Source organism: Roseovarius salincola (genome assembly GCF_026891095.1).
In the GTDB taxonomy this organism is placed as follows: Bacteria; Pseudomonadota; Alphaproteobacteria; order Rhodobacterales; family Rhodobacteraceae; genus Roseovarius; species Roseovarius salincola.
Map to the genome: position 1 here is coordinate 434,132 of NZ_JAPTNL010000002.1, position 24,198 is coordinate 458,329.

The window sequence follows — 24,198 nt, forward strand, 5'->3', positions numbered from 1 at the left end:
AACAGGAGACGGACCATGCTGGATATAAGCACATACAAGATCGCGCAGGTGGTGCTGATGGCGCGCGAGCTGGATCGCGCCGAGCCTGAGCTGCGCGGTTTCATCGACCGGCTGAGCGAGGAGGAACAGGCCAGCCTTGTGGCGTTGATGTGGATCGGGCGCGAGAGTTTCACCGCTGACGATCTGGAAGAAGCCAAGCAGACGGCGATGACATCGGCCTCGACGCCGACGGCGGATTACCTGCTGGGAACGCCGCATCTGTCGGACCACCTGGAGAACGGGTTGGACGAGCTGGGGATTTCCATCGTCGATGATGAAGATGACCTGATGCGCCGGGGCTGACCGGGCGAGTGGCGTCAACCTACTGATTTTATGATTGAAACCGGCGTCTGCAGGGTGTCGGTGCCATGTCTGTATCGCGTCGGTGCATCTGTCGGCGCACAGGCGCACTCAAGCCAATGTGATGGCGGCGCCGGGACGTGCCCTCGACTCGGGGCGGGGTGGTCTGTCACAATGTCATCTGCACGATTTTGACCGTCAGGCGGGAGGGCAGGGCCATGAGCGAGAGCGACAGGTTTCACCCCAACGTGCCGGGTGTGGCGCAGTCAGACAGGCTGGTGCCGATCAACCTCAGGCAATCCGGCTCGACGCCGGTGCAGATGCTGATCTCGACCCGTGTGCGCAAATCGCCGTTCTGGCACATGTCGATCGAGGCGGGCTGCTGGCGCGCAGAAGTCTATAACCGCATGTATCATCCGCGCGGCTATGTGCGCCCCGAGGATGGCGGCGCGATGGCCGAATATGACGCGCTGGTCAATCGCGTCACGCTGTGGAATGTCGCGGTCGAGCGCCAGATCCGGGTGCGCGGCCCCGATGCCGAGGCCTTCGTGAACCGGGTGATCACACGCGATGCCAGCAAGATCGCGCCGATGCACGGCAAATATACGATCCTTTGCAACGAGCGGGGCGGGATCCTCAACGATCCGGTGCTTTTGAGGCTGGCAGAGGACGAGTTCTGGTTCTCGATCTCGGACAGCGATCTTGGCATGTGGTTGCAGGGCGTGAATGTGGGCCTTGGCCATGATGTCGAGATCGAGGAGATCGATGTCGCGCCGGTGCAGGTGCAGGGGCCGTTATCCGAGGATCTGATGGTCGACATGTTCGGCGAGGCGATCCGCGAGCTGCGCTATTACGAGCTGATGGAAAGCGAGCTGGCGGGCTGTTCGGTGGTGATCAGCCAGACCGGGTTTTCCGGCGAGAAAGGTTACGAGATCTATCTGCGCGATGCCACGCTCAATGCCGAGGCGATGTGGTATGCCGTGCTGGGCCAAGGCGCGCGGTTCGGCTTGCGGGTGATTGCGCCCGCGCATCATCGCCGGATCGCGGCGGGAATCCTGTCATGGGGGCAGGACATGGACGCCGAAACCTCGCCGTTCCAGGTCAATCTGGCCTACCAGGTGCCGCGCGAAAAGGAGGCGGATTATATCGGGCGCGCCGCGCTCGAGGCGCAGCGCGACAGGATCGAGGCGGGCGATTATCCGTTCGACCTCAAGCTGGCGGGGCTGAAGATGGGCGGCGCCCCGATCACCGACTACGCGCCCGATTTCTGGCTGATCGCGCGCCCCGACGGCACGCGGGTGGGCTATGTCACATCGCCCTGGTGGTCGCCGGAACTGGAATGCAACATCGCGCTTGGCTATGTGCCCTGGGACATGACGGAGATCGGCACGAAATGCCTGGTGGAACTGCCGGAGCGCTATACGGCGCAATCCGGGCAGCCGGTGGCAGGCGAGGTCGTGAAGGTGCCGTTCCGCCCTTCGGCCCATCCAAGCGCGCGCGAACAGGCGCGCGCCGCAGGGCGCAACGTGGCCGAATGATCGCGGCGCGCAGTGCGTTTCGCAGCCGCGCGCCGGATTGATCGCTTTGCCCCCGTCAGGCGGTGTGATCGACCACCTGAAGATGCTGCGCCAGCTTGTCGACTTCGCCCAGGAAGCGGTCGATCAGGCGCGGGTCATGCGGCGCGGGATGCACACCGGCGGGAATCTCGCGGTTCATCACCGCCTCGACCGCCAGCGACACCGGGATCGAGACAAGCCGCGCCATCGCGGTGCCGCGCGCATCGCCCCAGGCATCCATCACGTAGGTCTTGTGCCAGACCACCTTGCCGTCGCGCTCGGCCTTGAGCGAGACACAGAGGACAACACGGTCCGCTTCGCCCTCGTCATAGGCGTGGTCCTGCCAGAACTGATCGGACATTTCCTTGAGCCGCGCATCGCCTGCGGGGCCTTCGAGGGTCTCGATCTCGCGGAAGATGTCGGCCCAGGCATCGGACCAGCCATTGAGCCGGAGCGTGCCGCGCACGAATTCCTTGATCCGCCAGGCCGGATCAAAGCGGTAATCGGCGATGAAGGGCACCGAGTCGCGGTTGGGGTAGACCTCGAAGGTTTCGGGCGTCGGCAGGGGCGCGGTATAGCTGGAAAGCGCATCCCAGGGCCGGGTGACGTTGAATTCCGAGTAATCGCGGATCGAGCGCGAGGGCGAGCGCAGCGCCTTGAGCACGCCCAAGGGCGACCAGCTGAACTTGTAGCGAAACGGGTTGGGGTGCTTGGGCACGCCGCCGCAATAGGATGTGAAGCTGAGGTCATTGGCCGGGTGATAGGCGTCCGAATCGCGGTACTCGGCGACAAGGTGATGCGCCATCAGGTGGTCGATCCCCGGATCGAGCCCGACTTCGTTGACGCAGGTCACGCCGGCCTCGCGGGCCTTGTCGTCAAGCGCGCGCATCTCGGGGGCGATATAGGAGGAGGAGACGAAATCCGCACCCTTCTCGATGCACAGTTCGGCCAGCGGCACATGCCAGTCGCCGGGCAGCATCGACACCACCAGATCGCCCTTGGCCAGCGTCGCGCCAAGCGCGTCGATATCGAAGGCGTGGATATTGCCCGTCAGGTCGCCGACCGCCTGCTTCGCCTTGTCGGTCGTCCGGTTCCAGACGGTCACGTCATGGCCTGCCTCGATCAGGCGGCGCAGGCCGGGGATGGCCGAAAGGCCGGTTCCGCACCAGTGAATGGTCATGGTCATACCTCCTTCATGTGGTCGTTGAATGTGGCCCGCGCGCGCGCCCAGACGCCCTGGTCGGGCTGCCCCAATGTGAGCAGCGAGGGCAGAAGCTGTGCTGCGTAATCCTGTGAGGATTCCAGCGGCAGGAGCGAGGGCAGGTTGTCGATCGCCATCACGTCGAGCGGGGGGTCGTCATGGACGCGTGTCACCGGGCGATCCCATGTGGTCGCGGAATCATAGACCGGGACCGGGTTGTAATCGCTGTCGGGGTCGCAGGCCACGTCGCCGATGACGCCAAGGCGGCGTTCGCCGTCAAGCGCCGAGGCGGGCACGAAAACCGGCGTGCCGGGGCGCGCGAAGATGCAATTGAGAAAGATGTCATGCGCCAGGATTTCCGGAAAGGGGCCGCCGCCCGCGGTTTCGGCCATGTCCCATCTGGTGGTCGTCACCTCCATCGCCTCGCACAGATCCGCCGCACCCGTGCCGACCCGGCCAAGCGCGCCGATCACGATGGCGCCGGGGCGGGGTTGGCCGGTGGCGTCAAGGCGCCCTGCCAGATCCTCGAGCAGCGCGTGTTTATTGGGATAAGAAGCCACGGGGGGGCAGGTTTCGCCCGCCTGTTGCGCGGCCCAGGCCATCAGGCTGACAGCCGCCCCCGCATAGCCCGCCCAGTAGCCGAAGGCCGCGACCCGGCGCCCCTGTTCATCGACCAGGTATTCCAGGTCATAAAGCGTGCCGCCACCGGCCCTGAACCGCTCCAGCAGGCGGCGGCCCGAATGCTGGCCCTTGAAGGCATGGCCGAACATGATGTGACGATGGGGCAGCGGCGTGCCGTCATCGGGCAGTTCCTTGAGCCCGAAGATGATGGCATCGCGCGGGGCGTCGGGCCAGGCATTCTCGGGGGCGATTCCGCAGCCCGCCTGGCGGTAGCCGTCGATCGGGATGATGCGGCTATGGCTTTCCTCGACGGTGACGCGGATGCCCTTCGCGATCAGCTTTGCCGCGCCATCCGGGGTCAGGCCGGTGCGGTCCTCGTTGGGGCGTTGTTCGGCGCGAAGCCACAGATGGGTCATCGGGGGTCCTTTCGGAATCTCAGCTCAGGAAGCCCTTGTCGCGGATCGCGGCGCCGGCGGGGCGGTCGTTCATCATGGCGAAAAAGGCGGACAGCTTCGGGAACGCGTTGATATCGACGCTGTCCCCCTCAAGCCAGGTGCAGACAGAATAGAGATAGGGGTCGGCCATGCTCATCCGCTCACCCAGCACGAAGGGCGAGAGCGCCCAGTTATCCTCGATGAAGCGGCAGGTGGCGGCCATGGTCTCGGGCACCTTGGCGGTCATGTCCTCGAAGGAGTCCTGCCGTGTGGCCCAACGGCTGCCGCGACGCTTATGGGCATGGTTCACATGCGCGGTCCCGGCAAGATAGAACATCGCGCTGCGCATCTGTGCGGCCTGCCATGCATCATCGGGCACCAGCGCGCGGTCGGGCACAAGGCTGGCCAGGTACTCAAGGATGGCGCCGGTTTCGGTCAGGATGCCGTGATCGGTGACCAGCGCAGGCACGCGGCCCTTGGGGTTGATCGCAAGATATTCGGCGCTGCTCTGCTCGGTGGCCTTGAAATCGATTGGCGCCGGCGTGTAGCCGAGCCCGATATCCTCAAGCGCATAGGCGACGGCAGTGGAGATGGTGTTGGGCGCGTAATAGAATGTCATCATGGTCCTGTTTCCTTTCAGACGAAGGTGCGGGCGTGTACCCGGTCGGGCGTATCAAGATGGGGCGTGGCGTTGAATGCGCCGACCATCAGCATGTCGTGGACATATTCCAGCCGGTGCACAGAACTGTTCATGATCTGCAGCATCATCCGCGCCATGCCGCCGTTTTCAAGGCCGAGCGCGTGGCGCATGACCATGCCGATCACCCCGCCCGACGTCACCAGCAGGGTGCGCCCCGGCGTCTCGCAGACCTCGTCCACGAGGCCGGTGATCCGCGCCGCGAAATCCGAGAAAGGCTCGGGAATGCCTTCGAGCGTGTCGCGTGTCCAATGGTCGATGACCTGCGGCAGGTGAATGGCGAATTCGGTTGGATCGCGCGGTGCCGGGATGCCATGCTGATCCTCAAGCGCCTGGGCCAGCGCGAAGTAGCTCAGCTCGTTCAGGCGGGCATCCTGGGCGGTGATCTCATAGCCCATAGCGCGCGCGGTGTCGGCCTGCCGGCGCAGCGTGCCGGTCAGCACCCGGTCGAAATGCGGATTGGTCGCGCGCATGTGCACCCCCAGCCAGGCCGCCTGTTCGCGGCCCAGGTCCGAAAGGTTGTCATAACTCGTTTCATCGGTGGCATGGCTGTTGGCTTGCCCGTGCCGCACAAGGATGATTTCGGCCAATTCGGTCCGCCCTGCTGTTCGCTTACCGGCGGCACGTTAGCGCCCCGCGAGGCAGAGTGAAAGATGGGGCGCGCGAAATATTTCCGCCCGCGCCCCGGGGTGCGCGGCCGTGGCCGATACGGCCATGGCGTTGCCGATCGGAAACGATGCGCGATCAGACGCCGCAAAACCGCAGGGAGGTGTCGGGATTGCAGGACTCCAAAATCGCCACACATGATTTACCATGTCTCAGCAAGGAGACGCGCCATGTCCGACAAGATCACTTTCACCCTCAACGGCAAAGAGGTCGAGGCCGAGACGGGCCAGACCATCTGGGAGGCCGCGCATGGCCGGGGCCTGAAGATCCCGCATCTGTGCCACAAGCCCGCGCCGGGATATCGCCCCGACGGCAATTGCCGCGCCTGCATGGTCGAGGTCGAGGGCGAGCGCGTCCTGGTGGCCTCGTGCATCCGCGAAGTCGCCGAAGGCATGGTCGTCAATACCGAGAGCGCGCGCGCCGAAGCCTCGCGCAAGATGGTGATGGAGCTGCTGCTGGCCGATCAGCCCGCGCAGCGCGAGGCGCATGACCGCTCGAGCCACCTGTGGGACATGGCGGCGCTGACCGGTGTTTCGTCCAGCCGCTTTGCGCCGATGGAAAAGGACCGCGTGCCGCTGCTGGATGACAGCCATGTGGCGATGCGGGTCAATCTCGATGCCTGCATCCAGTGCAACCTCTGTGTGCGGGCCTGCCGCGAGGTGCAGGTGAATGACGTGATCGGCATGGCCGGGCGCGCGCATGACAGCTTTCCGGTGTTCGACTTCGACGATCCGATGGGTGAGAGCACCTGCGTCGCCTGCGGCGAATGCGTGCAGGCCTGCCCGACCGGCGCATTGATGCCGGCGACCGTTCTGGACGACGCCCAGCAGGGCGACAGCGCCGATTACGACAGCGAGGTCGACAGCGTCTGCCCGTTCTGCGGCGTGGGCTGCCAGGTCAGCCTCAAGGTCAAGGACGGGCGCGTGAAATATGCCGAAGGCATCAACGGCCCCGCCAACGAGGGGCGGCTTTGCGTCAAGGGGCGCTTTGGCTTTGACTATATCCACCACGATCACCGCCTGACCAGGCCGCTGATCCGGCGCGAGGATGCGCCTCCAAAGGGGCTGAACGTGGATCCCGGCAACTGGCAGCAGTTTTTCCGCGAGGCGGATTGGGACGAGGCGCTCGATATCGCGGCGGGGGGGCTCAAGCGTCTCAAGGATGATCATGGCGGCGCGTCGGTTGCCGGTTTCGGCAGTGCCAAATGCACCAACGAAGAGGCTTATCTGTTCCAGAAACTCATCCGTCAGGGTTTTGGTCACAACAATGTCGATCATTGCACCCGGCTGTGTCACGCCTCGTCGGTGGCGGCGCTGATCGAGAATGTCGGCTCGGGCGCCGTGACCGCCACCTTCAACGAGATCGAGAACGCCGATGTGGCGATCGTGATCGGTGCCAACCCGATCGAGAACCACCCGGTCGCGGCGACCTATTTCAAGCAGTTCACCAAGCGCGGCGGCAAGCTGATCGTGATGGACCCGCGCGGCGTGGGTCTGCGCCGCTTCGCGACGCATATGTTGCAGTTCAAGCCGGGGGCGGATGTCTCGATGCTGAACGCAATCATGCATGTGATCGTCGAGGAAGAGCTTTACGACCAGCAGTATATCGAGGCGTTCACCCAGAACTGGGAGGCCGAGAAGGCGCATCTGGCGCAGTTCCCGCCTGAACGGATGCAGGAGCTGTGCGGCATCCCGGCCGAAACGCTGCGCGCCGTCGCCCGCGATTTCGCGCGCGCCAAGGCGGGGATGATCTTCTGGGGGATGGGGATCAGCCAGCATATCCACGGCACCGACAATTCGCGCTGCCTGATCTCGCTGGCGCTGATGTGCGGCCATGTGGGGCGCCCCGGCACCGGGCTGCACCCGCTGCGCGGGCAGAACAACGTGCAGGGCGCCTCGGATGCGGGGCTTGTGCCGATGTTCCTGCCCGATTACCAGAACGTGACCGATGACGGCGTGCGCGCCGCCTTTACCGAGGTCTGGGGGTCGGGCGATTTCTCCGGTCAGAAGGGCCTGACCGTGACCGAGATCATGGATGCGGTCCACGAGGACAGGATCCGCGGCATGTATATCCTGGGCGAGAATCCGGCGATGTCGGACCCGGATGTGGAACATGCCCGCGACGCGCTCGCCAGGCTGGAGCACCTTGTGGTGCAGGACATCTTTATCACCGAAACGGCGAATTATGCCGATGTGATCCTGCCGGCCTCGGCATTCTACGAAAAGAACGGCACCGTCACCAATACCAACCGGCAGGTCCAGATGGGCCGCCGCGCCGTTTCGCCGCCGGGTGAGGCGCGAGAGGATTGGGCGATCACCGTGGCGCTGGCCAACCGGCTGGGGCTGCAATGGAATTACGACAGCCCCGCCGATGTCTTCGCCGAGATGAAGGTCAACATGCGCTCGCTCGACAATATCACCTGGGCGCGCCTGATGCGCGAGAACGCGGTGACCTATCCGTGTCACGACCCCGAAGGCCCCGGCGAGGCGGTGGTGTTCGGCGACGGTTTCCCGCGCCCCGAAGGGCGCGCGCGCTTCACCCCCGCGAGCGTGATTCCGCCCGATGATCTGCCCGATGCCGACTATCCGATGGTTCTCACCACGGGACGACAGCTCGAGCATTGGCATACCGGCTCGATGACCCGGCGCGCCAGCGTGCTCGATGCGGTCGAGCCCGAGGCGAACTGTTCGCTCCACCCCTCGACGCTGCGCCGCCTCGGGGTCGAACCCGGCGGCATGGTGCGCCTGACCACGAAGCGCGGCGCGATCGAGGTGATGGCCCGCGCCGATCGCGCGATCGCGCCCGACATGGTGTTCCTGCCCTTCGCCTATGTGGAGGCGGCGGCCAATATCCTGACCAACCCGGCGCTCGACCCCTATGGCAAGATCCCCGAATTCAAGTTCTCGGCCGTGCGGGTCGAAGCGGTGGATGCGCAGGTCGCCGCCGAATAACCCCTGCCGCGCCGCCAGCGCCCGGTGGCGCGGGTCGGATGCCTCCGGCGGGGATATTTGAAGAACAGAAGAAGAGGAGGGTCCGTCCGCTCTTCTTCTGTTTCGAAATATCCCGGGGGAGTCGCAGCTTGCTGCGGCGGGGGCAGCGCCCCCGGACCCGCTCAGCCCCAGGTGACATCGCCGAGAAATATGTAACCGGCGCCATAGATCGTCTTGATCAGGCGCGGGTTCCTTGGGTCTTCGCGCAGCTTGGTGCGCAGCCGCGAGATGCGCACATCCATCGCGCGGTCGAAGCTGTCGCCCGCGGCGCCGCCCAGGGCCTCCTGCATGGCCTGGCGAGAGATCAGCCGTTTGGGGCGTTCCAGAAACAGCCGCAGCACCTCGCCCTCGGCATGGGAAAAGGGGGTTTCCGCGCCGCTCTCGTCTTTCAGGATGTAGCGGTCGAAATGCGCCACCCAACCGTTGAAACGCGCGGTTTCACTGCTCTGGGGGGCGGCGCTGTCGCGACGCAGGCGGGCGCGCACGCGGGCCACCACCTCGGCGGGGTCGAAGGGTTTGATGATGTAGTCGTCCGCGCCCAGCTCCAGCCCGGTGACCTTGTCCTGAACCTGGGCGCGCCCCGAAATGATGATCACCGTCGCCCCCTGCTCCAGCGCCAGCCGGTGCACCAGCGTCAGCCCGTCGCGGTCGGGCAGCGACAGGTCGACAAGGCAGATATCGGGGCGGGCGCTGCGCAGGGCGGCTTCGAATTCGGTGGCGCGCGCGAAGGCCATGGTGCGAAAGCCCGCATCTTCCAGCGCGTCCGAGAGCATGGTGCGGATGGCGGGTTCGTCGTCAAGTATGGTGACAAGGGGGGCGCTCATGGGCCGGAATCCTGTTGCAGAAACGCGGCCAGCTGGGCGGCGGTGAAGGGTTTGCGCAGCACCGGCGCGCGTTCGCGGGCGGCGACATGCAGCGGGTCGTCGGGGGGCAGCGATGTCATGAGATAGGCCGGGCAGTGCCCCTTGGGCAAGTCCCCCACGAGGTCGAGTCCGGTTCTGTCGCCTTCAAGCGAGATATCCGAGAGCAGCGCCGATATCTGCGGCAGGTCCGCCAGCAGCGCCAGCGCCTCGTCGACCGAGGCGGCCTCGATCACGGCATGGCCCGCGTCGCGCAGCATGTCGCGTACGGTGCCGCGCAGATCGGGGCTGTCCTCGACCAGCAGGATCATCCCAGGCGCGCCGGTTTCGCGCGCCGGGCGCATGGGCAGGCGCAGGCTCACGCGCCCGCCGGCATCGCCGTTCGCGAGCTGCACGCGCCCGCCCGCCAGCTTGGTCATGTCATAGACCATGGTCAGCCCCAGCCCCGATCCTTCGCCGCCCTTGGTGGTGAAGAACGGATCGAGCGCATGCGAAAGCGCCTGTTCGGAAAAGCCGGGGCCTGTATCGCTGACGGTGAAATCGAGCCATGTGTCCTGCACCCGCGTCGCCGTCAGCTCGATCCGCCCCGCGCCGCCGCAGGCGTCGCGCGCGTTCAACACGAGGTTCAGAAGCGAATCCTGCAACATGCCGGGATCGAGCAGGAAGGGATGCGCGCCGGTCAGGTTGCGCATGGACAGGCTGACGCCTTCGGGCAGGGTCGAGCGCACCAGCGTTTCCAGCTCGTCGAGGAATGCGCCGAGATCGGTGGGAACGGGGCGGTGTTCGCGCCGCCCGGTCATGTCGGCGATCCGGTTCAGAAGGCTGCCGCCGCGCCGCGCCGCCGCGATGGTGGCGGTGATCAGTTCATCCGCGCCCGGTCCGGGGGCGGGTTGCATGCGTTGCAGTTTCGACTGCATGCCGAGGATGATCGTCAGCAGGTTCGAGAAATCATGCGCCAGCCCGCTGGTCAGCTGTGCGGCGATTTCGCGGCGGCGGGTCTGTTGCAGGGCGGCGCGGGTCTGGGCCTCTTCGGTGATGTCCATCGACAGGATATAGACCCCGCCCAGATTGTCATCGGGGGTGAAGGCCGCGCGGATGCGCCGCGAGCTGGGTTCGTGATCGAACTCGAACACGGAAGGCTCGCCGCGAAACGCGAGATCGAGGCGCGGCGCGATCGCTGTGTAGGCCTGCGGGCCGAGCACCTCTTCGATGGGCAGACCGACGATATCAGAGGATGCGCCCGGCAGCACCGTGCTGAGGCGGCGGTTGGAATAGGTATAGCGCCGGTCCGGCCCGACATGGGCGATATGGGCCGGCATCATTTCGGTGGTCAGCCGGGCGCGCGCCTCCGAGGCGGTCAGCTGGCGCTTGGTTTCCTCGAGCGCGGTGATGGTCGCGGACAGCTCGCGGTTGGCGGCCGAGAGGTCCTCGGAATAGGTCAGAAGCTGATCCGACAGTTCCTCGGAGCGCGAGCGCAGCAGAACCTCCTGGCGCTTGGTGCGGGTGATGTCGGTATAGACCGTGACCCAGCCGCCTTCGGGCAGGGGGGTGCCCTCGACGCTGATGGTGCGGCCATTGGCGCGGGTGCGCTCCATGTAGTGCGGCTCGAAGGCGCGGGCCTGCTCGACACGGGTGCGCACGAATCCTTCGACATCGCCGACATTGCCATAATCGCCGCGTTCGGCCAGAAAGCGGATCGTGTCCTCGAAACGGGCGCCGGGCGTGACCAGCCAGCCGGGCAGATCGAACATCTCGCGCAGGCGCTGGTTGCAGACCACGAGCCGCAGATCGCTGTCATAGATCGACAGGGCCTGCTGAATGAGATTGAGGCCCGCCATGGTCATCGCGTCGGTATCGTTGTGTTTCGAACTCATCGCTCCGCCCCTTTGCCAATGGCTAGCACCGGATCGCGCGGGGGCAAAGGCCGTTCGGCAGGCTGTTACAATTCGTAAGAATTGCGAAATGATCACGAAAAAGTTGACCGCGAGCGTCAGTTCCGCACCTTGGAGGGCAGGAGGAATCGCCGTGCCGGGGTGAACTTGTTCGCAGCGCGGACATTGGGGAGGATGTAATTTGGCACAGTCGTCACAGGCGACGGAGGGGCTTGGCTCCATTCCGGCGCTTTTGCAACGCAACGCCGGGCAGTTCGCCGAAAGGCCCGCCTATCGCGAGAAAGAGTTCGGCATCTGGCAATGCTGGACCTGGGCCGAGGCCGAGAAGGAAATCGAGGCGCTGGCGCTGGGGCTGCTGAACCTGGGTGTCAACGAGGGCGATTTCATCGCGGTCATCGGGCGCAACCGGCCGCATTTCTACTGGTCGATGGTGGCCGCGCAATCCGTGGGGGCGATTCCGGTGCCGCTCTATCAGGATGCCGCCGCCGATGAGATGGCCTATGTGCTGGAACATTGCGGCGCGCGCTTCGCCGTGGTCGAGGACCAGGAGCAGGTGGACAAGGTGATCGACGTGCAGGATCAGCTGCACCAGTTCGAGCACATGATCTACGTCGATCCGCGCGGCCTGCGCAAATACGATCACCACAAGCTGCATACCTTCACCGGGGTTCAGGACCAGGGGCGCGCCGCCTATTGGGAGTTCATCGAGGACCTCAAGGCGCGGCGCGAGAAGCTGGATTACGACAGCATCTGCGTCATGCTTTACACCTCGGGCACCACCGGCAAGCCCAAGGGCGTGGTGCTGTCCAACCGCAATATCATCGAGGCGTCGCGCTCGTCGTCGGAGTTCGACAACCTGTCGCGCGACGAAGAGGTGCTGGCCTATCTGCCCATGGCATGGGTGGGCGATTTCATCTTTTCGATCGGCCAGGCCTATTGGTGCGGCTTCTGTGTGAACTGCCCGGAATCGGTGGAGACCATGCAGATCGACCTGCGCGAGATCGGGCCGACCTATTATTTCGCGCCGCCGCGCGTGTTTGAAACCCAGCTGACCAACGTGATGATCCGCATGGAGGATGCAGGGCGGTTCAAGAAATGGCTGTTCGACAGCTTCATGGCGCATGCGCGCAAGGTCGGCCCCGCCATTCTGGACGGCAAGCAGGTGGGCGCATGGGACCGGGTGAAATACGCGCTGGGCAACCTGCTCATCTACGGGCCGCTCAAGGATACGCTGGGCTTTGGCCGCGTGCGCGTGGGCTATACGGCGGGCGAGGCGATCGGGCCGGAGATCTTTGAATTCTACCGCAGCCTCGGCATCAACCTCAAACAGCTTTACGGGCAGACCGAGGCCAGCGTGTTCATCACGCTGCAACCCGATGGCGAGGTGCGCAACGATACCGTGGGCGTCGCCGCGCCGGGGGTCGAGATCCGCATCGACGAGTCGGGCGAGGTGTTCTATCGCGGCGCCGGCACGTTCGAATATTACTACAAGAACCCCGAAAGCACCAAAAGCACCAAGGATTCCGAAGGCTGGGTCGCCACGGGCGATGCGGGCTTCTTCGAGGAAGGCTCGGGGCATCTGCGGATCATCGACCGCGCCAAGGATGTCGGCAAGATGGCCGATGGCAAGCTGTTCGCGCCCAAATATGTCGAGAACAAGCTGAAGTTCTATCCCAACATCCTCGAGGCGGTGGTGTTCGGCAATCAGCGCGACGCCTGCACGGCGTTCATCAATATCGACCTCAATGCCGTGGGCAACTGGGCCGAGCGCAACAATATCGGCTATGCCTCCTATCAGGAACTGGCCGGGCATCCCAAGGTGCTCGAGATGATCCAGTCCCATGTCGAGGAGGTGAACCGCAGCCTTGCGGACGATCCGATGCTGTCGCATTGCCAGGTGTATCGCTTCCTTGTGCTGCACAAGGAGCTGGACGCCGATGATGGCGAGATGACCCGCACGCGCAAGGTGCGCCGCGGTGTGATCGCCGAGAAATTCGAGGACCTTGTCGGCGCTCTCTATGATGGCTCGACAGAGATCTACACCACCACCGAAGTGACCTACGAGGACGGGCGCAAGGGCGCGATCAGCGCGACGCTTGAAATCCGCAATGCCAAGGTGGTGCCGGTCGAGGGCGAAAAGAAGGTGGCGGCGGAATGAAGGACATGGACGCAGACAGCTACACCACCGAGGACGGCCGCAGGATCGGCGGGGTGGTGATGGAGATGCGCAACATCACGCTGCGCTTTGGCGGCGTGGTGGCGATCAAGGATATCTCGTTCGACATCCGCGAAGGCGAGATCCGCGCGATCATCGGCCCCAACGGCGCGGGCAAGTCCAGCATGCTCAATGTCATCTCGGGTTTCTACAATCCGCAGGAGGGCGAGGTCTATTACAAGGGCGAGAGACGCCCGCCGATGAAGCCCTACCAGGTGGCGCAGCAGGGCATCGCCCGGACCTTTCAGAACATCGCCCTGTTCGAGGGAATGACCGTTCTGGACAACGTCATGACAGGACGTATCCGGCAGATGAGCTCGGGCCTTCTGGCGCAGGCGATCTGGAAGGGCAAGGCCGAGCGCGAAGAGGTCGCGAACCGCGAGCAGGTGGAAAAGATCATCGACTTCCTCGAGATCCAGCATATCCGCAAGACCCCGGTCGGGCGCCTGCCCTATGGTCTCAAGAAGCGTGTGGAACTGGCGCGCGCGCTGGCGGCCGAACCCTCGATCCTGCTGCTCGACGAGCCGATGGCGGGCATGAATGTCGAGGAAAAGGAAGACATGAGCCGCTTCATCCTGGATGTGAACGACGAGTTCGGATCGACCATCGCGCTGATCGAACATGACATGGGCGTGGTGATGGACCTGAGCGACCGTGTCGTGGTGATGGATTACGGCAAGAAGATCGGTGACGGCACACCCGACGAGGTGCGCAACAATCAGGCCGTGATCGACGCCTATCTGGGGGTGGCCCATGACTGATTTCAGCCAGATACGCGAATTGAGCGGCATTCAAGGAGGATCACGCCATGCCTGAGCAGTTTATCTGGGGAATGGAAGTGTTCCTGAACGGGCTCATGGCCGGGGTGCTCTATGCGCTCGTGGCGCTCGGCTTCGTGCTGATCTTCAAGGCGTCCGGCATCTTCAATTTCGCGCAAGGGGTGCTGGCGCTTTTCGCGGCCTTGACGCTGGTGGGGATCATGGAGGGCCGTGTTCCCTTTGCGCATCTGATCAACGCCACATTCGGCACCGAAATCCACCATTTCGGATGGCATGTTCCGGCGCTTCTGGCGATCCTGCTGACCATGGTGGTGATGGTGGTGCTGGCCTGGGCGGTCAATCAGTTCATCTTTCGCCATCTTGTCGGGCAGGAACCGATCATCCTGTTCATGGCCACCATCGGCCTTGCCTATTTCCTCGAAGGGTTCGGGGACATGATGTGGGGCAGCGACATCAAGAAGCTGGATGTGGGCCTGCCGCAGGGGGTCAACAGCGTCATAGACGAGGTGACTTACAACATCTTCGGCTATGGTTTCTTCATCGACAATCTCGATCTGTGGGCCACGCTGGTCGCGGCGCTGCTGGTGGTCGCGCTGGTGATCTTTGCGCAGTTCTCCAAGCATGGCCGGGCGATGCGCGCGGTGGCGGACGACCACCAGGCGGCGCTGTCGGTGGGCATCTCGCTCAAGTTCATCTGGGTGATGGTGTGGTCGCTGGCCGGGTTCGTGGCGCTGGTGGCGGGCATCATGTGGGGTACCAAATCGGGTGTGCAGTTCTCGCTCTCGCTGATTGCGCTCAAGGCGTTGCCGGTGCTGATGCTGGGCGGATTCACCTCGATCCCCGGCGCCATCGTCGGCGGGCTGATCATCGGTGTCGGCGAAAAGCTGTTCGAGTTCACCATCGGCGCACCCTATCTGGGCGGGGCCACGGAAATCTGGTTCGCCTATGTGCTGGCGCTCGTCTTCCTCGTGTTCCGGCCGCAGGGCCTGTTCGGCGAGAAGATCATCGAGAGGGTGTGAGTGTCATGCAAAAGCTGATTGCCATCGTCAACGTGATCGCCTGGGCCGGGTTCTGGTCGTTCGGCTATCTCGCGTTGTCGGCGCAGGTCGAGAATACCGGCCAGATGGTCATTGCCGCCGTCCTTGCGGCCATGGGCGGCGGGGTGGGCATGCTCGCCTATCTCTGGCTGGTGCGCCACACCGAGGCGACCGGCTATGCCAAGCCCGCCAATCGCGCGGACAAGCGCGACGACGACGAAATTCATGGGGAGGTGCTCTGAAATGTTTTACCGTGAAGCAGGGGATTTCAAGACCTCCTATACAGAGGACAGCCAGACTTTCCCGATCAAGTTCGATCGCTACCGCTATTACGCGGTGCTGCTGGTCGCCTTCGCCGTGGTGCCCTTCGTCATCAATGACTATTGGGTGAACGCGGTTTTCCTGCCGTTCCTGATCTATTCGATTGCCGCCATCGGTCTCAATATCCTTGTGGGCTATTGCGGGCAGGTGTCTCTTGGCACCGGCGGTTTCATGGCCGTTGGGGCCTATGCCTGTTACAAGCTGATGGTCGCTTTTCCCGAGGTCAGCATCTTTATCCACATCATCCTTTCGGGTGGAATCACGGCGGCGGTCTGTCTGCTCTTCGGCCTGCCATCGCTGCGGATCAAGGGGTTCTACCTGGCCGTGGCCACCTTGGCGGCGCAGTTCTTCCTCGTCTGGACCTTCAACCGGGTGGGCTGGTTCTACAACTACTCTGCCTCGGGCCAGATCAACGCGCCCGAGCGCACCGTCTTCGGCGTGCCGATCACCGGGGCGGAGACCGCGCCGTGGGCGGCATATCTGTTCTGCCTCGTCTTCGTCGTGGCCTCGGCGATCATCGCGCGCAATCTGACGCGTGGCATGGCGGGGCGCAAATGGATGGCCATCCGCGATATGGACATCGCCGCCGAGATCATCGGTGTGAACCCGCTCAAGGCCAAGCTGTCGGCCTTTGCTGTATCGGGCTTTTTCGTCGGCATCTCGGGGGCGCTGTTCTTTGCGGTCTATCTGGGCGCGGTCGAGGTCGGCGAGGCCTTTGGCATCAACAAGTCGTTCCTCGTGCTGTTCATGGTGATCATCGGCGGGCTGGGTTCGATCTTCGGCAGCTTTGCGGGGGCGGCGTTCCTCGTGTTGTTGCCGGTGCTGCTCAAGAACGTGCTGGTGGGCGGGCTTGGCTGGCCCACGGATCTGGCGGCGCATCTGGAATTCATGATCGTCGGGGGATTGATCATCATGTTCCTGGTGCTTGAACCCCACGGGCTGGCGCAGCTTTGGCGCGTGGCCAAGGAAAAACTGAGACTTTGGCCCTTCCCATACTAGGGGCGGGCCTGAGGAGGAGACACCGGGGGCTTTGGCCCCTGGCGAAAAGGGACATCGGAACAAGACCAAAGGGAGGATTAACCGATGAAAACGAAACTGATGACAGCGCTTGTCGCTGCGGTGATGGCGGCAGGGCCGGCCATGGCCGACCTCAAGATCGTCGATACCAGCTATCGCACCGGGCCTTACGGGGCCAATGGCATTCCGTTCTCGGACGGCTATCAGGACTATTTCACGCTGCTCAACGAGCGTGACGGCGGTATCGGCGGCGAGATGATCAACCTCGTGGAATGCGAGACCGGCTACAACACCGAAAAAGGCGTCGAATGCTACGAGGCCACCAAGGGCGACGGTTCGCTGGTCTATCAGCCGCTGTCCACCGGCATTACCTATCAGCTCATTCCCAAAGTGTCTTCGGACAAGATCCCGCTGCACACCATGGGCTATGGGCGCACCTCGGCCAAGAACGGCAAGGTCTTTGAATGGGTGTTCAACTATCCCGCCAACTACTGGGACGGCGCCAGCCATGCGATCACCCATATTCTCGAACAGAACGGCGGCGACATCAGCGACAAGTCGATCGCGCTGGTCTATCACAACTCGGCCTATGGCAAGGAACCGATCCGCACGCTCGAAGGGCTGGCCGAAAAGCACGGCTATGACCTGACGCTGCTGCCGGTCGATCACCCCGGCCAGGAGCAGAAATCGCAGTGGCTTCAGATCCGCCGCGAAAGCCCCGACTACGTGATCATGTGGGGCTGGGGCGTCATGAACCAGGTCGCGATTCAGGAAGCCGTGAACATCCGTTTCCCGATGGAGAATTTCATCGGCATCTGGTGGTCGGGTTCGGAGAACGACGTGAAGGCCGCGGGCGACCGTGCCAATGGCTACAAGGCGCTGACCTTCCACAATATCGGCTTGAACTACCCGGTCTATGACGACATCCAGACGCATGTCGTCGAAACCGGCAAGGCCGCCGGCGCGGGCGATCAGATCGGTTCGGTTCTCTATAACCGCGGGATGTATGCCGCGATGCTGGCCGCCGAGGCGATCAAGACCGCCCAGGAGATCCACGGCACCGCCGCGATCACCCCCGAGATGATGCGCGACGGCATGGAGAACCTTGAAATGACCGAAGAGAAGATGGCCGGACTGGGCCTGCCCGGCTTTGGCCCCGAGTTCAAGGTCACCTGCGAGAACCACGGCGGCAACGGCTTTGGTGCGGTGTCGCAATGGGATGCAGAGGCTGGTGAGTTCAAGCTGATCACCGAGTATTTCCAGTCCGATGAGGAGATCCTCGGGCCGCTCATCGAAGCCGATTCCGAGGCCTATGCCGCGGAAAACGGCATCGAGATGCGCTGCCAGTAAGCGCCGCCACATGAAGCGGGCGCGGCGGTCGATCCGCCGCGCCCGGACCCGGCCCCGCGACGGGGCGAACGAGCGAGCGATTTGGAGAGACACATGCCCGACGCAGCAGCACGCACCGACGAGATGATTCTCGAGGTCAACAATATCGAGGTGATCTACAACCACGTGATCCTTGTGCTGAAAGGCGTCAGCCTCAGTGTGCCCAAGGGCGGGATCACCGCGCTTCTGGGCGGCAACGGGGCGGGCAAGACAACCACCCTCAAGGCAATTTCGAACCTGCTCAAATCCGAGCGCGGCGAGGTCACCAAGGGCTCGATCCATTATCGCGGCAAGCGGGTGCAGGACCTGATGCCCTCGGACCTGGTGAAGAAAGGCGTGATCCAGGTGATGGAGGGGCGCCATTGCTTCGAGCACCTGACCGTCGAGGAGAACCTTCTGACCGGCGCCTATACGCGCGGCTCCAGCCGGGGCGAGATAGATGCCGACCTGAACATGGTCTACGACTATTTCCCCCGACTCAAGGAACGCCGCCGCAGCCAGGCGGGCTATACCTCGGGGGGCGAGCAGCAGATGGTCGCCATCGGGCGCGCCCTGATGAGCCGCCCGGAAACGATCCTGCTCGATGAACCCAGCATGGGGCTTGCACCGCAGTTGGTCGAACAGATTTTCAACATCGTGAAATCGCTCAACGAGAAGGAAGGCTACACCTTCCTTCTGGCCGAGCAGAACACCAATGTCGCGCTGCGCTTCGCGCATTACGGCTACATCCTGGAATCGGGGCGTGTGGTGATGGACGGCCCCGCCGACGCGCTGCGCGAGAACCCGGATGTGAAGGAATTCTACCTAGGCATGTCGGACGAGGGGCGCAAGAGTTTTCGCGATGTGCGCAGCTATCGCCGCCGCAAGCGCTGGCTGAGCTGATTTTCGACCCCGTTTCGGGGACATTTGACAGGGGCCGCGCGAGGCGGCTTTCAGAGGGATACGGGATGTCCGAATATTTCGACGAACTGGAAACGCGCAGCAGCGATGAACGGCAGGCGGCGATCGCCCGCGCCCTGCCCGAACAGATCGCCCGCGCCAAGGCGCTGCCCGGCTATGCGGGCCGCCTCGACGATGTGGACAGCGCGGCAATCCGCGCGGTCGCGGACCTGGCGGCATTGCCGGTGCTGCGCAAGTCCGATCTGGGGCGCGCGCAGGCGGGGGCGGCGCCCTTTGGCGGGCTGACCACGCGCAACGCCGCGCAGTTCGCGCATATCTTCCAGAGCCCCGGCCCGATCTACGAGCCGGGCAGCGACAGCCACGACTGGTGGCGCATGGGCCGGTTTCTCCATGCCTGCGGCGTGGGCAGGGGTGATATCGTGCAGAACTGTTTCGGCTATCATCTGACGCCCGCCGGCATGATCTTCGAGAACGGCGCGCGCGCGGTGGGGGCGGCGGTGCTGCCCGCCGGCACGGGGCAAAGCGAGCTTCAGGCGCGCGCGGCGCATGATATCGGCGTCACCGCCTATGCGGGCACGCCCGACTTCCTCAAGGTGATCCTTGATAAGGCGGATGACATGGGCCTTGCGCTTTCGATCACGCGCGCCGCCGTGGGGGGCGGGGCGCTGTTCCCGTCGCTGCGCCAGGAATACGCCGATCGCGGCATCGCCTGCCTGCAATGCTACGCCACCGCGGACCTGGGCAATATCGCCTATGAATCCCCGGCCCAGGAGGGGATGATCGTGGATGAGGGCGTGATCGTCGAGATCGTGACCCCCGGCACCGGCAACCCGGTCGCCCCCGGCGAAGTGGGCGAGGTCGTTGTGACCACGCTCAACCCCGATTATCCGCTGATCCGCTTCGCCACCGGCGATCTGAGCGCCGTGATGGAGGGCATCAGCCCCTGCGGGCGCTCGAACCTGCGCATCAAGGGCTGGATGGGGCGCGCCGACCAGACCACCAAGATCAAGGGCATGTTCGTGCGCCCCGAACAGGTGGCGGCGCTGGTCGCGGGCCATGACGGGATCGCCCGCGCCCGCGTCATCGCCAGCCGCGAGGGTGAAATGGACGTGATGACGGTGCAGATCGAAGCGAATGGCGGCGACGCGGACGCCTTTGCCGGGTCCGTCGCCGACGTGCTGAAGCTGAAAGGCAGGATCGAGATCGTCGCCCCCGGCAGCCTGCCCAATGACGGCAAGGTGATCGAGGACCAGCGCAGCTACGACTGATCGCGGCGTGAACCGGGCGGCCACCCCGGCGCGCGATTGGCGGGCCGGGGTGCTGGTGGCTGGCCGGGGATGCCTCCGGCGGGGATATTTCAGAACAGAAGAAGCCCCGGTCAGTCCGGAAAGGCGGCGGCGAGGGCGATTTCGACCATGTCGGCAAAGCCGGTTTCGCGCGCGTTGCTGTCGAGTGCCTCGCCGGTTTGCAGATGGTCGCTGACCGTCAGGACGGAGAGGGCGCGCGCGCCGTGGCGGGCGGCGAGGGTGTAGAGCTAGGCGGTTTCCATCTCGACCGCCAGCGTGCCGTGGCGGGTCATCTCTTCGTTGAGGTCGGGGCGTTCGTCATAGAAGGTATCGCTGGAATAGATGCCGCCCACATGCGGGGCGATACCGCGCGCATCGGCGGCGCGGGCGGCGGCGGAAAGCAGGCCCCAATCGGCGCAGGGCGCGAAATTCAGATCGCGCATGATCGTTGAGGAGGGCGTCGAGACCGCGCTGGCCGTCATGGCGAGGACCACGTCGCGCAGTTTCACATGCGGCTGCATCCCGCCGCAGGAGCCGATACGGATCAGGGTGGTGACGCCGAAATCGCGGATCAGCTCATTGGCGTAGATCGACAGGCTGGCCATGCCCATGCCGCTGCCGTGGATGGTCACGCGCTGGCCGCGCCATGTGCCGGTATAGCCAAGCATCCCGCGGGTTTCGTTGATGCAGCGCGGCGCGTCGAGGAACTGCCCGGCGGCCCACCTGGCGCGCAGGGGATCGCCCGGCATCAGCACGGTGTCGGCGATATCGCCCGGCTGGGCCGAGATATGGATGGTCATGGGGCGCGGCCCTCAGCGTTGATACTTGATGAAGGGGGTGAGGGTGGCGATCCGGTCATAGAGCCGGCGCGCCTCGGCGTTGAAATCCTGTGTCAGCCAATAGACCGAGGGCGTGCCATTGGCGTCGGCGGCGGCATAGACCGCCTCGATCAGCGCGCGGCCCACGCCCTTGCCGCGCATGTCCGGCGCGGCATAGAGATCCTGAAGATAGCAGACATCCTCGATCCGCCAGTTATGCGGGTGATAGATGTAATGCACGAGCCCGACCGCGCGCGTGCCATCGACTGCGAGCAGGCCGTTCTGATTGCTGCGCGCGGGGTCCACAAGGCGCTGGAACGTGGTGTCATAGACCTGATCCGGGACGGCGGTTTCGTAGAAGTCCAGATAGGCGGTCCAAAGCGCGCGCCAGTCTTCCTTGTCGTCCGGTTCGATGGGGCGGATGGTGATGCTCATGGGGCCTCCTTGACGCTTGCGGCCAGTCTGGACCGAAATGGCGGCCAAGCGCCAGAGGGTTGTCGCGCCCTTGGCGCGGCGCGTTCCGGCATTTTTCCGCCGACCCGATTGCACGCGGGTGCGCCTTGCCCCATGTGCTCTTGGTGGCCCGGGCGCAGGATCCGGGTGAAATGCACTGAAACGGAGATTCCGATTGACCTTTAAAACCATGATTGCCCCCGTCATGACCGCGGCACTGGCGCTGGCCGCACCTCTGGCCACACCTCTGGCCGCGCAAGAGAGCGATGCACCGGCGCAGACCGAGGCGCCGCAGGTTTCTGCCGACTCGCTGAGCGAAGAGCAGATCGACGCCTTCGTCGAAGCCCTGGTCGCGATCGAGGCGGTGCGGGCGGACTACCTGCCGCGCATCCAGGAGCAGGAAAGCGAAGCGGAACAGAAAGCCGTGATCGAAGAGGCCAATACCGCCGCCATCGCGGCTGTTTCGGATGTCGATAACATGACGCCCGAGGAATATATGGCGATCGGCAAGGTCGCGCAGCAGGACGAAGAGCTGAACGCGCGGATCCTCGCCAAGCTGGAAGACGCCCAGGGCGAACAGTGATCCGAAACCGATGAAACCGCTGCTCGGGGCCCGTCTGTTGCAGGCGGGCCCTTTTGCTATTCGGCGGCAACGGCCTTGGGATCGGCGAGCGCGACGATATCCGTCATGATCGTGTTGAGCTCGAAATCCTTGGGCGTGTAGACGCGCGCGACACCCATGTCGCGCAGGCGCCTGGCGTCGTCTTCGGGGATGATGCCGCCGACGATGACCGGCACCGCGCCAAGCCCGGCGGCGCGCATCCGCTCCATCAGGTCCTCGACCAGCGGGATATGGCTGCCCGACAGGATCGAAAGGCCCACCACATGCGCCTCATCCTCGAGCGCGGCGGCGACGATTTCCGCGGGCGTCAGGCGGATACCCTCATAGCTGATATCCATCCCGCAGTCGCGCGCCCTGAAGGCGATCTGCTCGGCGCCATTGGAATGGCCATCCAGCCCCGGCTTGCCCACCAGGAACTTTAGGCGCCGGCCCAGCTTGTCGCTGACCGCGTTCACCGCGTCGCGGATATCGTCCAGCCCTTCGGTCTTGTTCGACGGGCTGCCCGAAACGCCGGTGGGGCCGCGGTATTCACCATGCACGGCACGCATCTCGGCGGCCCATTCGCCGGTGGTGACCCCGGCGCGCGCGGCGGTGATCGAGGCGGGCATGATGTTGCGCCCCTCGCTCGCGGCAGCGCGCAGATCCGCCAGCGCCGCCTTGACGGCGGCGTCATCGCGCTGCGCGCGCCAATCGTTCAGGCGGCCGATCTGTTCGGCCTCGACGGCGTGATCCACCACCATGATGCCGCCATCCTCGCCCATCAGGGGGCTGGGCTCGCCTTCGGTCCATTTGTTCACGCCCACGACGATCGTCTCGTTGCGCTCGATCCGGTTGAGGCGCTCGGCATTGCTGTCGACCAGGCGGGACTTCATGTATTCGATCGCCTCGACCGCGCCGCCCATGCTGTCGATATTGGCCAGCTCGTGGCGCGCGCCGTCCTTCAGCGCCTCGACCCGCGCATCGACCGCCGGGTTGTGATCGAAAAGGTCGTCATATTCCAGAAGGTCGGTTTCATAGGCCAGGATCTGCTGCATGCGCATCGACCATTGCTGGTCCCAGGGGCGGGGCAGGCCAAGCGCCTCGTTCCAGGCGGGCAGCTGGACCGCCCGCGCACGGGCCTTTTTCGACAGGGTCACCGCCAGCATCTCGATCAGGATGCGGTAGACGTTGTTTTCGGGCTGCTGTTCGGTAAGCCCCAGCGAATTCACCTGCACGCCATAGCGAAAGCGGCGATACTTGGGATCCTCGACGCCGTAACGCTCGCGGCAGATCTCGTCCCAAAGATCGACGAAGGCGCGCATCTTGCACATCTCGGTGACAAAGCGGATGCCCGCATTCACGAAAAAGCTGATGCGCCCGACAAGGCGGGGGAAATCCTCGGGCGGGACGCGCGGCTTCAGCTCGTCCAGGACGGCGGTGGCGGTGGCAAGGGCAAAGGCCAGCTCCTGTTCGGGCGTCGCGCCGGCCTCTTGCAGGTGATAGGAACAGACGTTCATCGGGTTCCATTTGGGGATGTTGGTATAGCAATATTCGGCCACGTCGCCGATCAGCTTGAGGCTGGGGGCGGGCGGGCAGATATAGGTGCCCCGGCTCAGGTATTCCTTGATCAGGTCGTTTTGCACCGTGCCCTGAAGCTGGCTGATATCGGCGCCCTGTTCCTCGGCGACGGCGATGTAAAGCGCCAGCAGCCAGGGGGCCGTGGCGTTGATCGTCATCGAGGTGTTCATCTGCTCCAGCGGGATCTGGTCGAACAGGTGGCGCATGTCGCCCAGATGGCAGACCGGCACGCCGACCTTGCCCACCTCGCCCTTGGCCAGCACGTGATCGCTGTCATAGCCGGTCTGGGTCGGCAGGTCGAACGCCACGCTCAGCCCGGTCTGACCGCGCGCCAGGTTCGAGCGGTAAAGCGCGTTCGAGGCCTGGGCGGTGGAATGGCCCGCATAGGTGCGGATCAGCCAGGGGCGATCGGCGCTGCGGGCGGGCGTGGTCGGGTCATTCTGCGTCTGCGACATGGGCGGACCTCGTGAATCAGGATGCGCAATTTTGTTACGTCCCGGCATTTTTATCTGGAATAATGTGGCGCTGTCAATTCGCTGCGTCGCGGC

At 64.3% G+C, this 24,198-nt stretch carries 20 protein-coding genes and 1 pseudogene; 12 read left to right on the forward strand and 9 right to left on the reverse strand.

Annotated features, from left to right (window positions below):
• The first annotated feature begins 15 nt into the window (after positions 1-15).
• On the forward strand, positions 16-342 hold the full coding sequence (locus tag N5A93_RS04670; protein ID WP_268953893.1) for a DUF3775 domain-containing protein: 327 nt from the start codon (positions 16-18) through the stop codon (positions 340-342).
• 215 nt (positions 343-557) lie between these two features.
• Positions 558-1,877 carry a glycine cleavage T C-terminal barrel domain-containing protein gene (locus tag N5A93_RS04675; protein WP_268953894.1) on the forward strand — a complete coding sequence of 440 codons (1,320 nt, stop codon included), beginning with the start codon at positions 558-560 and terminating at the stop codon, positions 1,875-1,877.
• 55 nt (positions 1,878-1,932) lie between these two features.
• Here the strand turns inward: N5A93_RS04675 and N5A93_RS04680 are convergent, their stop codons facing one another.
• From N5A93_RS04680 to N5A93_RS04695, 4 genes are read right to left on the reverse strand one after another with little or no spacing between them, the layout of a single operon-like run.
• Positions 1,933-3,075, reverse strand: a complete 1,143-nt coding sequence (locus tag N5A93_RS04680) for a saccharopine dehydrogenase family protein (protein ID WP_268953895.1) — start codon at positions 3,073-3,075, stop codon at positions 1,933-1,935.
• A gap of 2 nt (positions 3,076-3,077) precedes the next feature.
• Complete coding sequence (locus N5A93_RS04685) at positions 3,078-4,133, reverse strand: saccharopine dehydrogenase (RefSeq protein ID WP_268953896.1); 1,056 nt, start codon at positions 4,131-4,133, stop codon at positions 3,078-3,080.
• A gap of 19 nt (positions 4,134-4,152) precedes the next feature.
• The gene (locus N5A93_RS04690) at positions 4,153-4,770 is read right to left on the reverse strand and encodes a glutathione S-transferase family protein (RefSeq protein ID WP_268953973.1); all 618 of its coding nucleotides are present in this window, start codon (positions 4,768-4,770) and stop codon (positions 4,153-4,155) included.
• 17 nt (positions 4,771-4,787) lie between these two features.
• Positions 4,788-5,438 carry a histidine phosphatase family protein gene (locus tag N5A93_RS04695; protein WP_268953897.1) on the reverse strand — a complete coding sequence of 217 codons (651 nt, stop codon included), beginning with the start codon at positions 5,436-5,438 and terminating at the stop codon, positions 4,788-4,790.
• A 246-nt stretch (positions 5,439-5,684) separates the two neighbouring features.
• Here N5A93_RS04695 and fdhF point away from each other — a divergent pair, with 246 nt between their 5' ends.
• Positions 5,685-8,465 (forward strand): formate dehydrogenase subunit alpha, encoded by a 2,781-nt coding sequence (gene fdhF / locus N5A93_RS04700; RefSeq protein WP_268953898.1) that lies wholly within the window; start codon positions 5,685-5,687, stop codon positions 8,463-8,465.
• Positions 8,466-8,626: 161 nt separating this feature from the next.
• Here the strand turns inward: fdhF and N5A93_RS04705 are convergent, their stop codons facing one another.
• Together N5A93_RS04705 and N5A93_RS04710 are read right to left on the reverse strand one after the other, a co-directional pair.
• Positions 8,627-9,328, reverse strand: a complete 702-nt coding sequence (locus N5A93_RS04705; protein ID WP_268953899.1) for a response regulator transcription factor — start codon at positions 9,326-9,328, stop codon at positions 8,627-8,629.
• Entirely contained in the window at positions 9,325-11,238 is a 1,914-nt protein-coding gene (locus N5A93_RS04710; protein ID WP_268953900.1) for a hybrid sensor histidine kinase/response regulator, read from the reverse strand. Before N5A93_RS04710 ends, N5A93_RS04705 begins: the two co-directional genes overlap by 4 nt.
• 199 nt (positions 11,239-11,437) lie before the next feature.
• Between N5A93_RS04710 and N5A93_RS04715 the strand changes: the two genes are divergently transcribed.
• The 8 genes from N5A93_RS04715 (at position 11,438) to N5A93_RS04750 (ending at position 20,182) form a co-directional block, all read left to right on the forward strand.
• Positions 11,438-13,414, forward strand: a complete 1,977-nt coding sequence (locus N5A93_RS04715) for an AMP-binding protein (RefSeq protein WP_268953901.1) — start codon at positions 11,438-11,440, stop codon at positions 13,412-13,414.
• On the forward strand, positions 13,411-14,232 hold the full coding sequence (locus N5A93_RS04720) for an ABC transporter ATP-binding protein (protein ID WP_268953902.1): 822 nt from the start codon (positions 13,411-13,413) through the stop codon (positions 14,230-14,232). Before N5A93_RS04715 ends, N5A93_RS04720 begins: the two co-directional genes overlap by 4 nt.
• 47 nt (positions 14,233-14,279) lie before the next feature.
• The gene (locus tag N5A93_RS04725; RefSeq protein ID WP_268953903.1) at positions 14,280-15,269 is read left to right on the forward strand and encodes a branched-chain amino acid ABC transporter permease; all 990 of its coding nucleotides are present in this window, start codon (positions 14,280-14,282) and stop codon (positions 15,267-15,269) included.
• Between the two features lie 5 nt (positions 15,270-15,274).
• Positions 15,275-15,529, forward strand: a complete 255-nt coding sequence (locus N5A93_RS04730; RefSeq protein ID WP_268953904.1) for a hypothetical protein — start codon at positions 15,275-15,277, stop codon at positions 15,527-15,529.
• A gap of 1 nt (position 15,530) precedes the next feature.
• Positions 15,531-16,607 carry a branched-chain amino acid ABC transporter permease gene (locus N5A93_RS04735; RefSeq protein WP_268953905.1) on the forward strand — a complete coding sequence of 359 codons (1,077 nt, stop codon included), beginning with the start codon at positions 15,531-15,533 and terminating at the stop codon, positions 16,605-16,607.
• An 84-nt stretch (positions 16,608-16,691) separates the two neighbouring features.
• On the forward strand, positions 16,692-17,975 hold the full coding sequence (locus tag N5A93_RS04740; RefSeq protein WP_268953906.1) for an ABC transporter substrate-binding protein: 1,284 nt from the start codon (positions 16,692-16,694) through the stop codon (positions 17,973-17,975).
• Positions 17,976-18,068: 93 nt separating this feature from the next.
• Positions 18,069-18,896, forward strand: coding sequence for an ABC transporter ATP-binding protein (locus N5A93_RS04745; protein WP_268953907.1), 828 nt, complete (start codon positions 18,069-18,071; stop codon positions 18,894-18,896).
• Positions 18,897-18,961: 65 nt separating this feature from the next.
• Positions 18,962-20,182, forward strand: a complete 1,221-nt coding sequence (locus N5A93_RS04750) for a phenylacetate--CoA ligase family protein (RefSeq protein ID WP_268953908.1) — start codon at positions 18,962-18,964, stop codon at positions 20,180-20,182.
• A 110-nt stretch (positions 20,183-20,292) separates the two neighbouring features.
• On the opposite strand, the pseudogene deoD reads toward N5A93_RS04750, so the two are convergent.
• Positions 20,293-21,000 (reverse strand): annotated as a pseudogene (gene deoD / locus N5A93_RS04755) (purine-nucleoside phosphorylase).
• Between the two features lie 12 nt (positions 21,001-21,012).
• Positions 21,013-21,453 carry a GNAT family N-acetyltransferase gene (locus tag N5A93_RS04760; protein WP_268953909.1) on the reverse strand — a complete coding sequence of 147 codons (441 nt, stop codon included), beginning with the start codon at positions 21,451-21,453 and terminating at the stop codon, positions 21,013-21,015.
• Between the two features lie 208 nt (positions 21,454-21,661).
• Between N5A93_RS04760 and N5A93_RS04765 the strand changes: the two genes are divergently transcribed.
• Complete coding sequence (locus tag N5A93_RS04765) at positions 21,662-22,054, forward strand: DUF4168 domain-containing protein (RefSeq protein WP_268953910.1); 393 nt, start codon at positions 21,662-21,664, stop codon at positions 22,052-22,054.
• Positions 22,055-22,110: 56 nt separating this feature from the next.
• On the opposite strand, the gene N5A93_RS04770 is transcribed toward N5A93_RS04765, so the two are convergent.
• A complete protein-coding gene (locus N5A93_RS04770) occupies positions 22,111-24,105 on the reverse strand; it encodes a protein meaA (protein ID WP_268953911.1) in 1,995 nt (664 codons plus the stop codon).
• Positions 24,106-24,198: the final 93 nt, after the last annotated feature.